At 57.3% G+C, this 11,907-nt stretch carries 10 protein-coding genes, 1 tRNA gene and 1 pseudogene; 10 read left to right on the forward strand and 2 right to left on the reverse strand.

Going from position 1 to position 11,907, the window contains the following annotated elements; translation table 11 throughout:
• The first annotated feature begins 573 nt into the window (after nucleotides 1-573).
• The 9 genes from K0F86_RS08655 to K0F86_RS08695 are packed head-to-tail and all read left to right on the forward strand — an operon-like array spanning nucleotide 574 to nucleotide 10,193.
• Complete coding sequence (locus K0F86_RS08655) at nucleotides 574-1,176, forward strand: hypothetical protein (protein WP_219134027.1); 603 nt, start codon at nucleotides 574-576, stop codon at nucleotides 1,174-1,176.
• Nucleotides 1,173-3,293: a peptidase domain-containing ABC transporter gene (locus K0F86_RS08660; RefSeq protein WP_219134028.1), complete on the forward strand. Its 2,121-nt coding sequence runs from the start codon at nucleotides 1,173-1,175 to the stop codon at nucleotides 3,291-3,293. The genes K0F86_RS08655 and K0F86_RS08660 overlap by 4 nt, the downstream gene beginning before the upstream one ends.
• 38 nt (nucleotides 3,294-3,331) lie before the next feature.
• Nucleotides 3,332-4,069: a YIP1 family protein gene (locus K0F86_RS08665; protein ID WP_219134029.1), complete on the forward strand. Its 738-nt coding sequence runs from the start codon at nucleotides 3,332-3,334 to the stop codon at nucleotides 4,067-4,069.
• An 11-nt stretch (nucleotides 4,070-4,080) separates the two neighbouring features.
• A complete protein-coding gene (locus K0F86_RS08670; protein ID WP_257572070.1) occupies nucleotides 4,081-5,310 on the forward strand; it encodes an efflux RND transporter periplasmic adaptor subunit in 1,230 nt (409 codons plus the stop codon).
• On the forward strand, nucleotides 5,307-6,008 hold the full coding sequence (locus K0F86_RS08675) for an ABC transporter ATP-binding protein (RefSeq protein WP_219134031.1): 702 nt from the start codon (nucleotides 5,307-5,309) through the stop codon (nucleotides 6,006-6,008). Before K0F86_RS08670 ends, K0F86_RS08675 begins: the two co-directional genes overlap by 4 nt.
• Nucleotides 6,001-7,230 (forward strand): ABC transporter permease, encoded by a 1,230-nt coding sequence (locus tag K0F86_RS08680; protein WP_219134032.1) that lies wholly within the window; start codon nucleotides 6,001-6,003, stop codon nucleotides 7,228-7,230. Before K0F86_RS08675 ends, K0F86_RS08680 begins: the two co-directional genes overlap by 8 nt.
• A gap of 24 nt (nucleotides 7,231-7,254) precedes the next feature.
• Nucleotides 7,255-8,013, forward strand: a complete 759-nt coding sequence (locus tag K0F86_RS08685; RefSeq protein ID WP_257572056.1) for an ABC transporter ATP-binding protein — start codon at nucleotides 7,255-7,257, stop codon at nucleotides 8,011-8,013.
• Entirely contained in the window at nucleotides 7,997-9,466 is a 1,470-nt protein-coding gene (locus K0F86_RS08690; RefSeq protein ID WP_219134033.1) for a hypothetical protein, read from the forward strand. The genes K0F86_RS08685 and K0F86_RS08690 overlap by 17 nt, the downstream gene beginning before the upstream one ends.
• A gap of 22 nt (nucleotides 9,467-9,488) precedes the next feature.
• A complete protein-coding gene (locus tag K0F86_RS08695; protein ID WP_219134034.1) occupies nucleotides 9,489-10,193 on the forward strand; it encodes a thiol:disulfide interchange protein DsbA/DsbL in 705 nt (234 codons plus the stop codon).
• 366 nt (nucleotides 10,194-10,559) lie between these two features.
• Here K0F86_RS08695 and K0F86_RS08700 read toward each other — a convergent pair.
• Nucleotides 10,560-10,856 (reverse strand): annotated as a pseudogene (locus K0F86_RS08700) (hypothetical protein); the annotation flags it as partial.
• Nucleotides 10,857-11,020: 164 nt separating this feature from the next.
• Nucleotides 11,021-11,096, reverse strand: a tRNA-Arg gene (locus K0F86_RS08705).
• A gap of 199 nt (nucleotides 11,097-11,295) precedes the next feature.
• Between K0F86_RS08705 and K0F86_RS08710 the strand changes: the two genes are divergently transcribed.
• Complete coding sequence (locus K0F86_RS08710; RefSeq protein WP_219134036.1) at nucleotides 11,296-11,859, forward strand: cytochrome c5 family protein; 564 nt, start codon at nucleotides 11,296-11,298, stop codon at nucleotides 11,857-11,859.
• Nucleotides 11,860-11,907 lie beyond the last annotated feature (48 nt).

An 11,907-nucleotide genomic window follows, 5' to 3' on the forward strand; every position in this document is an offset into this window, starting at 1 on the left:
TTAGCGGAAAAATAGGAATCTAATTGACGGAAAAATATTACCTGCAACTTGAGCAATGAATGAAACAGGGATGGCATTCAAAAAAGACATATCGTTATAAGAAAAAGTCACTTGTTATCAAATGGATTTGTAGTTAATATCCGATTAATAGTTGACGAAAATAGAATCAAAAAAACTTAACGAATTCATGGCTAACCATCCGGGTTGGTCATTAATCGGTGGAGACTTCCGTTTAAGTCTAGAACCGTAATTTGATGGAGAAACTAATGGCAGTTCGTGAATTAGCTGTAGAAGAGTTCGACGTAGTCAGTGGCGCCGCTATGTGCAATGACATATATACCGCCTTCACTGGTGGATTCGGTGCTGCACTCGGTGCCAGTGGCGGCCCAGCTGGCGCTATCGTTGGCGGAACCGTCGGCGCCGCCCTCGGTGGTTGGCTTGGTGGAAAATTTTGCGGTTGATTTTTTGAATTAACTTAATGGGTTGGTCCCTTATATTTAATCAGGGGGCAACCCATTCAGGTACTTTATAACGCGATAAGCGCAATATAATAGAATAGAAATTTTAGAATCAATGGCGCCGGTCGTAGAAAAAAACACTTTTCGCTCTGAAGTCTTGTCGGGAAATAGCTCCGGCGATTTTGGCGAAATTCGCGTATTACATTCCATATCAGGTTGGGCGATCACCGTTGCCAGCATGGGCATGGCACTGACGCTTTTGCTCATTATCACCTACGGCACTGTCGCTAAAAATGTCTCCGCCGCTGGTGTCACCGAGACGCTAGCGTCCGGCCCCACGAACACGGTTGTCGTGGCCACTGTTTTTGTTCCGGTCATTAACGCCGCAGCCCTCACCCCTGGTCAACGCATCAAGCTGCATTACGACGCCTATCCTTATCAAAAATATGGTCTTCAGATCGGCATCGTACATACGGTTGACACCGGTTTTCTATACGCCAACGGTCTACCGGAGGGCGTACAAGCCAAACTGCGCCGCACAGCAAATGGCGGCAACATCGACACCATCACTTACCGACGCATGACGCTGTCGCTGTTAACTCCCGAAATTAGGGATAACGGCCAAACACAAAAGGTTCCAGCGGGGCTGCTGCTTGAGGTCAATTTACCGCAAGCGCCTACCCCGCTGTCCCGATGGCTGTTAGGAAATCGTACATGAAACAGAAAGTCGTATTACAGGGCGAATCCAGCGAGTGCGGCCTGGCGTGTCTAGCAATGATTTCTTCTCATCACGGAAAAATCTACGACATGCCTGGCATGCGGCATAAATTCGCCGCCAGCCAACGGGGCGCCAGTGTGGCAGAGCTGATCAGACATGCCAGCGCATTGCAACTGGCTGCGCGTCCCCTACGGTTAGAGTTGGAGGATCTTCCCGAATTGAAATTACCCTGCATCCTGCATTGGAACTTGAACCATTTCGTGGTGCTGACACGGGTGCTGCGCGGTGCGCGCGGCGTCATCGTGTTCGATCCTGCACTAGGCGAACGTCGGCTTTCGCTGGGACAGGTGTCAACCTCCTTTACCGGAGTCGCATTGGAATTCACTCCGACACCAGGCTTCGAGCGCCATGATCACACGGTACCGCTGTCGCTACGCAGCCTGATCGGTCCGATTCGCGGTCTGCGTCGCGCCACGCTGCAACTGCTGTTATGGTCGGCCGCACTGGAGCTGTTTGCCGTAGTACTTCCCATATTTAATCAGGTCGTCATCGACGAGGTAATCCTGTCGGGTAACCGACCTTTTCTGACGACACTGTTCTGCGCCTTTCTGCTACTGATCGCGATATATACGGCCATCGACTTCGCGCGCTCCCGATTCTTGATGCGCTGGAGCTTCGAGGTGAATTTACAATGGGTGGCGCGCGTGTTTAGCCACCTGACACGCTTGCCGGTCGCCTACTTTGAGAAGCGCCACCTGGGTGATATCACCTCCCGTTTCGAGAGTATCACGATAGTGCAAAACACCCTCACCAGCTTGATGTTGGAGACGGTGCTGGATTTGATGTTGGCGCTGCTGTCGCTGATAATCTTGTTTGCTTACTCCTGTCAACTGGCCCTGCTCACACTGGGATGCGTGCTGGTGTATTGGGTAGTGCGCGAGCTGATGCAGGAACCGTTGCGCAATGCCACCAACGATGGCTTGCTGATGCACGCCAAGGAGCGCACCTATTTCCTGGAGACGCTGCGATCGATGACAGCGATCCGCCTATACGGTCAAGAAAGTGATCGCAGTGCGCGCTGGCTCAACCTGAAGCAAAATGCCGCCAATTGTGAGGCTAGGCGGCAACGCATCATCGCGCTGGCCAAGGTTCTCAACACAGCAATTTTTAGCGTGCAAGCGCTGGGGATATTCTATCTGGGGGCAGGTCTGGTGATGGATCACGCCATGAGCGTCGGTATGCTAATGGCCTGCAGCATGTATGCCATGATTTTTTCGAGCCGTGCGACGCGCCTTATCAACCTGTTCGCGGATCTGAACATGACCCGGCTGCATGCCGAACGTCTGAGCGGCATCGTCCACGAGCCAATGGAGCCAGCGCAGCCTAATCACGTCGATCTCACCCAGGTGAAGGGCACCATCACGCTCAAGCAGATACGCTTCCGCCATTCACCAACCGACCCGTGGGTTTTAGATGGCATCGACTTGCATATCACCGCCGGCGAAAGTGTGGTTCTGACTGGCGCAAGCGGCTGCGGCAAGTCCACGCTATGCAAAATACTGATGGGTTTGCTGGAGCCCACCGAGGGCGAGATGCTGCTAGACGGCATACCTGTGCCCACAATAGGACTAGCAAACTACCGTAAGCTCGTTGGCGCAGTAATGCAGGACGACACCTTGCAGCAGGGTTCGGTCGCGGACAACATCAGCTTTTTCGCCCGTGACGCCGAGCCAGAACGGGTACGGGAGTGCGCACGACAGGCCGCGATTGACAGTGAGATCATGGCGACGCCGATGACTTATCAAACATTGGTCGGCGAAATGGGGAATGTGTTCTCCGGCGGCCAGAAGCAGCGCATCCTGCTGGCACGGGCGTTGTACAAGCAACCCCGTATCCTGGCATTGGACGAGGCCACCAGCCATCTCGACAATGACAACGAACGGCACATTAGCCAGGTGGTTCGCCAATTGCGGTTGACACGCATCATTGTTGCCCACCGCTCTGGGGCCATTTCTGATGGCGACCGCATCTTCGAGTTGCGCGGCGGTAAGCTGCGCGAGCACTCCCAAACGATCACCGCTCTGGGGGCGGTCGCCAGTCAGACACTGACGTTTTAGGCAGGCGACACAATTCTTTTTTTCAATGGATCAAGCACATGACTATTTCCTCTACCCGTACGCCCCTCCCGTCAACGCAGGAGCGCCCAACATTCAATACCCAATTTAGCCAGGCTATCACCGAACCGCGCAAACTGTTCGCGTCGCTAAACACATACCCGACTTGGCTGGCGCCGCTGTTGCTACTTACTTTGAGCACGGCGGCTGTCTCTGCCTGGTACTACAGCGTGGTGGATTTCGAGTGGCTCAAGGAACAAGCGCTGCTGAGCATCGCCGATGTGAATGTTCGTGAAACCGCTCGCCTGGCCATCCAGCGGCCGATGCTGCTGACCAGCGCCTTGATGCACGACATGCTGCTGATGCCGCTCGGATGGGCGCTGATGGCGCTCTACCTATTTTGCGTTTCCAAACTGCTGGCGTTCAACCGCTCCTTCCGCCAGTGGTTTGCCCTCGTGGTGTGGAGTAATATGCCGCATTTTCTGCTGCTGGTCTCAGGGGCGGCACAAATCCTCCTCAGCACCGACGGCCAGATCAGTACTTCCCAGGTGCATCCGCTTTCACTGAACCAGCTGGTGCTGCAATTGCGAAGCGGCCCGTGGATCGGTCTTGCGGAAGCGATCGATGTGGGCCTGATCTGGAGCATCATGCTGCTCGCGCTCGGTGTGCGTAGCTGGACGCGCCGTAGCTGGCCAACCTGCCTGGCGATTGCACTGTTGCCGCCGTTCATCGTCTATGGCGGCTGGGCCTTGGTGATTTCGCTGGGCTTCATCAAGTGAAACGCGGCGTGATGATGACGGCCGTGCTGCTTGCCCTATTTGCCGCGCCCTTTCTGACTCGGGTGCTGCGTCCGGCACAGACCCAGTTGGTCACGCTGGAGTCCGCCGCACCACGCCAGATCCGTGCTTCGGTACTGGCTTCCGGCACGCTGATGTACCAGCAGCAGGTACAACTGTCGTCCGAAGTGATCGGCCGCGTCACTGCCATCCTGGTCCAGGAAGGCGAGCGCGTCACAGCAGGGCAAGCGCTACTGCGCATCGATGATGCGCAGTCACGCGCCGAGGTTGTGCAGCAGCAGTCGGTGGTTCGCCAGCAACAGATCAATATTGACAACCAACGGCTCGCCTTGAACAATCAAGAAAGCCAGTTCCAGCGCAAACAAACCCTGTACAGTCACCAGATGATCGCCCCGTCGGCATTGGAAGATGCGCAGTATGCGCTCGACCAGGCCAGGATCCAGCTACGCAACAGCACGGAGGCACTGCAGCAGACGAAAGCAGTGCTCAAGCAGGCGGTCGACCGCGCCGCCAAGACTGTCGTAACAGCACCGCTGAATGGCACGGTCACGGCAATCGACATCAAAACCGGCGAGACGGCAGTGCCCAATCAGGTCGGATACCGCGGTTCCAGCTTGCTGACCATCGCCAACACCAGCACTCTGATGGCGGAAATCAGTGTCGACGAAGCTGATATCGCTCGCATTCGGGCCGGGCAGCAAGTCGCCATTTTTACGGCCGCACATCCAGACCGGGTATTGCACGGAGCGGTACAATCCATCGCGCTTTCCCCGCAACGCAACGATGGCGTCGCAGGTAACGGCACCTTGGCGCGCAGCTACCTGATCAAGCTCTCGCTGGCTGACGCCGCAGGCGTGCTCTTGCATGCAGGCATGAGCTGCCGCGCAGAAATCTACACTGCCAGCGCCGGCGCCGCGCTCAGCGCTCCGCTGCAGGCCATCCTCAGCCCGGCTGGTGACAAGAGCGATAGCGCCGAAGCCGCACTGGGCGAACGCCGCACCGTCGCATCGCGCCAGCGTGAAGCCAGCTCCGGTCAATATGTACTGGTCGCGCGCGACGGTGTCGTCACGCGCAAGCTGGTGAAACTGGGGATTGCCGACGATGAACGGCAGGAAATCATAAGCGGCCTCAAGCTTGGGGACGCCATCATCACCGGGCCGTACAAAGTGCTGCGCCAACTCAAGAGTGGAGACCGTGTGGCGGCCTCCATGGAGGCATCATGAGCGTGCTACTGGCATTGCACGACGTGGAACGCAGCTTCCTTATGGGGGATGAGCCGATTACCGCGCTGGACAAGATCAATTTGACGGTGGAAACCAACGACTACCTGGCGTTGACAGGGACCTCAGGCTCCGGCAAGTCGACGCTGATGAACATCCTCGGTTGCCTGGACCGTCCAACGACGGGACGTTATCTGTTCCGCGGTGCAGATGTGGCCGCCATGAACGATGAGCAGTTGGCGGCGCTGCGTAGCCGCGAGATTGGCTTTATTTTCCAGAACTTCAATCTGCTGACACGGGCCACTGCACTACAGAACGTTATGCAGCCGCTTATCTATCAAGGTGTGCGGCGAAGCGAACGCGAGAGGATGGCACGCACGGCGCTTGCCAAAGTCCGATTGGAGCACCGCATGCAGCACCTGCCTAACCAGTTATCCGGCGGACAGCGCCAGCGGGTGGCGATTGCACGCGCACTGTGCAGTGCGCCTTCGCTGCTGCTGGCTGACGAACCCACCGGTAATCTGGACAGCGTCACCACGGCGGAGATCATGGCCCTGTTTGACGAACTCCACACCGAAGGACACACGCTGATCGTCGTCACCCACGACCACAACATCGCAGCGCGCTGCCGCCGCCATGTGCGGCTGCTGGATGGCCGTATCGCCGATGCCCTCACGCCAATGGAGGACGTTGGTGCATAACGTGCTCGACAGTTTTTGCCTGGCGCTGGCCAGCATTCGCAGCCATGGATTCCGCAGTGTCCTGACCATGCTGGGAATTATTATCGGCGTCGCCTCGGTTATCGCCATCGTTGCCCTAAGCCAGGCGCTGGGTGACATTATCGCCAGCAATTTCAAGGGGCTCGGCAGCAATAGCATGAGCATACGTTCGCTGACCACGCCTGAACAAGCGCTGCAGGGCAGGTTTAATCGCCTCACCTTCAACGATTACCGCCATATTGTGCGCCACGTGGAGGACATCAGCGACATCGCGCCATCCTTTTCGCCCTTCGGTGACTACGGTACCGCGATCAAGCACGCTTCGACCACGGTTTTTGCCAGAGTCAGCGCCGTCACGCCCAACTATCAGCTTCTGAGCCAGGCCACACCACAATATGGCCGCTATATCAGCAATGATGACGTCGCCACCCACCGGCGTGTCTGCGTTATCGGCAAGAAGCTGCGGGACAAGCTGCATCTGCCGAACAATCCGATCGGGCAATTTATCGAGCTGGGGGGGCAGTGGTTCAAGGTGGTCGGCGTCACCGAACCCCACGCGGAGGCATTTGGCGGCGCCCAGGATGATCAGGCGCTGATTCCATTCTCGACCGGACAGTCGTTGGCGGCCGATCCAGCGCAAATCGATCTGGCGGTGACTTTCAATGTCATCGACAGTGAGCAGTTGGCGGCGGTACAGGAGCGCACGGCCAGTTTGCTGCGTCAGTTGCATCGGATTCAGCCCGGCGACAAAGATGATTTCGAGATTTTCACCGCCGTGCAACTGCAGGAAATCATGTCCCGCGTAGTGGGATCAATGACGTTGGTGCTGACAGGAATTGTTGGTATTTCACTACTGGTTGGCGGCATCGGCATCATGAACGTCATGTTGATTTCCGTCACTGAGCGGACGCGTGAAATTGGTATCTGCAAGGCACTGGGAGCACGGCGCCATCATATCCTCATGCAGTTTCTGATGGAAGCGGCCATGCTGTCGCTGCTGGGCGGTGCCATCGGCGTGGTGGCTGGCTACCTGCTGTCACTGCTGGCGAGCGCGCTGATCCCCGCCCTGTCAGCGCCATCCATCCCGTGGTGGGCGATGACCCTTGCGCTGGGATTTTCTACCTTGGTGGGTTTGCTGTTCGGCATTCTGCCGGCCGCAAAGGCCGCCAACCTGGACCCAATCGAGGCGCTGCGCTTTGAATAAGAACATCTTTTCCTGGAGACAAACATGTCCGTCTTGAACAACCATGCCCTAGAACTGCGCGGGCTCAGCAAAAGATTTGAGCGGCCCGTCGTGGATGCGCTGGACCTGCGCGTGCGGCGCGGCGAAATCTACGCTTTGCTGGGCGCTAACGGTGCAGGCAAGACCACCACCCTGCGCATGGCCACGGGGCTGTTAATGCCCGATGCCGGCAGTGTGCACATCTTTGGAGTCGATTTGCATACCCAGCCAGAGGTGGCGAAACGCCCTGTGGCCTACTTGCCAGATGAACCTCTGCTGTATGGCAGGCTCACTGCGCTGGAGTATCTGGTCTTTGTGGCTGGTCTGTGGAAGATGCCCGCCGCCCTGGCTGCGGCTAGTGCGGAGGTGCTACTGGCTCTGCTCGGACTTGCGCCTCACGCGCAGGAGCTGACCGAAAGCTATTCCCGCGGCATGAAACAGAAATTGGCGCTGGCTGGCGCCCTGATTCACCAGCCCGAACTCATTATTCTGGACGAACCGCTCACTGGACTCGATGCCCATGCTGCGCGCCAGGTCAAAGATCTGCTACACCGCCATACGGCGGACGGCGGCACTGTCGTCATGACCACGCACATTCTCGAAGTGGCCGAGCGCATGGCCGATCGCATTGGCATTCTTCAACATGGACGTCTTATCGGCGAGGGCAGTCTTGATCAATTGCGGATGCAGACACAGCAGCGCGACGGCTCGCTGGAAGATGTGTTCCTGCGCCTGACGGAAAGCAGTCATGCGACCACTGTCTGATGTACTGTCGCTCCGGCCGGGAGGCGCACCCTGGCTGATGCGACACGAGCTAAGCCTGTTTGTCGCCGACTCGGCTTCGGCCCTCAGCCGCACCCTGCAACGTGCCCCTAACCGGCGCGCGCTGCCAAGGGCCATTCTGGGGTGGTTTGCAATGATCTATCTGGTACTGCACATGGTCGCATGGAGCGCGCTACCAACCCTGCCTTACTGGCAGCCAACGGGGAGTATCGGACAACTTCATCTCGACGGTGCAGCCGCTGCGGTGCTGTTCATCCTGATGCTATCGGCCGCGATGATACGCTGCGTACATGTGATGTACGGCCGCCATGACCTGGATCTCCTGCTGTGCGCTCCCGTGTCTGGTGCCACCATCCTGCGCGCGCGCCTGGGCGGCGTGGTGCTGGGTACGCTGCTGCTGGTACTGTTCTTGGTGAGCCCGATCATCCATATCGGCCTGTTGACTGGCCGGCCGCGGTTATTGGCACTGTATCCGGCGCTGGTTGCGATGGCCACTATCGCAGCCAGCTGTGGGATGATCATCACTCTCCAGCTTGCCCGCTTGATCGGCCCACGCCGTACCGCCATTGTTGCGCAGGTGCCCGGCACTGTCGTCGTCGTGGGACTGTATTTCATGCCCGCATTACGGCATATCATCCCTACCGATATCAAGACTGCGTTATGCCAGTTGCTGGAGGACGGCGCCATGCTTGGACCGACAAGCCCGCTCTGGCTGCCAGTGCACGCGCTGCAGGGCAGCCCAGTCGCGCTGATGCTGTTTTGTCTTGCCGCGTTCGGACTGGCCCATCTTGCCACCGTGCGCCTCCAGCACAGCTTCCTGCATGCACTGCAGCTGGGAAGCGAGCTGCCGCGCCGCAGACCAGGCTTTGCGTTCGGCATAGGCCTGCGCTTTGGCTATGGCATGAGCAAGCTGGCGTTGTACAAGGAGTGGCTGCTTATTTTGCGCCAGCCCATGTTATTAAGCCAACTAGCCGCCAAGTCAGCTTGGCTGGTGGTGGCCTTTGTGGCTGCCGGCACCCACAGTCTGCATCCCGTCGTCATTGCCGCCATCATTGTGTATGCCACTGCGGCATTGGCCGGCATGCTGACTCGCCTGATTGTCTCCGGCGAACAGGCGTGGGACTTGCTGGCATCCTCACCGGCAGCGCCAGCCACGTTCAGCGCTGCCAAACGCTGGGCGGCTTTGATACCGGCGCTGTTACTGAGCCTGCCTGCATCGCTATGGCTCGGCACCACCGATCCGAAGCTGGGGGTATTAACAGCCATCGCCTTGGCCGGCGCATGCGGCTCGGCCAACCGTATCAGCCGAAAGCGGGCAATGGCCTTAAACAAGCAGGACCACGCTTCGGCCTCGAAAATGGTGACTTCACTGTGGGAAGTGCTGAGCAACGGTCTGTGGGTGCTCATGCTAGTGATCGCCCATGCGATCTTTTGAATAATCCAAGACCTATAACATCATGTCAATATCGTTATACCAATACCGGGCACTTGCCATCATCAGCTTGTTGCTGGTCGCCTGCGCGCCCACCGACCGGCCTGACAATCAAGCAGGCTATACATTATTAAACGCAAACCCTGGGCATTCCACGCCGTCCCGCAGTTCCGTTGAGATCGTCGAATTTTTCATGTATTCATGCGGCCATTGCTATGCTTTCGATGAGCCTTTGAACGCCTGGTTGCAAAAGCGGCCGGCAATTCATTTTCAACGGGTTCCGATAGCGTTCAGTGCACGTGACGTGCCACTGCAACGTCTGTATTACGCTGTGCAGACTCTGCCAAATCCGGCACAGCTGCATCGCAGTATTTTTGCCGCGATCCACCAGCAAAAACGGCCACTCGATAGCGAAAGCGAGATTACGGATTACATGGTCCAGTTGGGCATCGAACGGGCCGCTTTCCTAGCCGCTTATCACGCTCCGGCTGTGCAGCAACAGATCGATCACGTGTTAGCGCTGCGCCACCGCTATGCTATCAGGGCTGTGCCAACCATTATTGTCGCTGACCGCTTTCTGACTTCGCCTGCAATGGTGCAAGGTAGTTCGTTGGCAGCAGACACCTCACAGCCAATCGAACACGCCACAATCCGTATGCTCGACTATTTGCTAGCACAAGCGGAGACCGCTATCACGCCACCACCGGGAGACCACCAAGCACAACCATGAAGCTCCGTTCGCAGCATCGCGTTCCGTCTTGCTACCGTCGACAACACTGCCGTTTACAATCCGCGACCATAGCGAACATTCTAAATACGAATGAATTTTAGAATCTATGTGTAGTTGACCGTAGTTAAATGCCCCGTTACTACTCACGGTTCGCTATGCGGCATTGCTTCAGCCTTGTCTTTTCAACTCCATCAGAATTGAAAAGTGTCAATTTTGCGTCTACCTAGGCCCTTAGCTGGCCAGTGGTTGGCGCTTGCGGCGGTGCGCATGGCTGGCCGCTTCGACAAAGCGGTCGGTCAAGGTTCACCCAGCAAGTACCGCACGCTTGAAAAACTTTACCCCTCTGTATTTTGCGCTATGGCACCTTCAAACTATACCCCGCTGATATTCGCCGTGCAAACGTGCCACAGTGGGTGAGTCGAACAAAGCGTCGAGACGGGCGCGCGCCGTCATCTGGCGCAAATTGCCGTGCTGGCTGGCGTTGCCAGCGTCACGCATCGTGTCCGTCATCCAGGCACTGAACTCCTCGTAGCGCCAGACGTGAGGCAGAACGGTATCGGAATAATTGTTTAGGTCCGCCTCTTCGTGTTCATGGACTGCCTTGCCCAGTGCAGTTGCGAAAATATCAACGTCGTATAGCGCCATGTTCATGCCTTTGGCACCTGCAGGCGGTACGAGAGACGGTCATCTTATCCTAGGTGCGATAGCAAAAAATTTGCCCGCGATTTTCCCATCGGAAACGCATGGACACTGGGCCAGATTCTCGAAATAATACGATTTTTGAATAGGAATACTACTGAAATCTGGCGAAGAGCCTTGATTTGTCTTGGTGCGGCTGGCGGGGATCGAACCCACGACCCTTGGCTTCGGAGGCCAATACTCTATCCACTGAGCTACAGCCGCGTAGGGGGAATTTCTGAAGTGATGCGAAGGATACCGTTTTTCTTTACCTACGTCTACGGAAACTGTCGTATCACTGGCAATTGCATGTCACTGCTCAATTTTTGTGCCTATAATTGTGGGTTTCATAAAGGTTTACATACAAGCATGTAAAAATGCTACCTTACACGGCCATCAGTTTCAAATCTGGACTAAGGACATCATGAGCGACGCACATAACGAACAACAATCAGCGATCAAAACGCCTAAACAATTGCTTGCCGCCGTAGCGGGCTTCTTCCTCGTCACCGTCATCGGCATCATCCTGCTGGTGCAGTTCGTCACGGCGCAAAAACTGACGGGCGCAGGGACGGACAGCCAGGCGCCGGAAGCCATTGCCGAGCGCCTGAGCCCCGTGGCCAACGCCGGCTTTACCTTCAAGGATGCCAGCGGTCCGAAGGTGCTGCAAGGCGGCGAAGCCGTCTACACGGCCACCTGCGTGGCGTGCCATGGCGCCGGCGTGGCCGGTGCACCGAAGTTTGGCGACGCGGGCAGCTGGTCGGCCCGCCTGGCCCAGGGCTACGATACGGTCCTGAAGCACGCGATCGAAGGCTTGCGCGCGATGCCGGCCAAGGGCGGCAATCCCGACCTCGACGATGTGGAAGTGGCGCGCGCCGTGGTCTACATGGCCAACGCTTCGGGCGGCAAGTTCAAGGAACCGGAAGTGCCAGCACCGGCCGCGGCCGCTGACGGCGCTGGCGCACCAGCGCAAGAAGCCAAGAAATAAGCGCGATGCCGCTCAGGCGGCGCGTTAAAGCGGCCACAGGGTTGCTGC

The organism is Janthinobacterium sp. UMAB-60, assembly GCF_900095235.1.
In the GTDB taxonomy this organism is placed as follows: Bacteria; Pseudomonadota; Gammaproteobacteria; order Burkholderiales; family Burkholderiaceae_D; genus Janthinobacterium.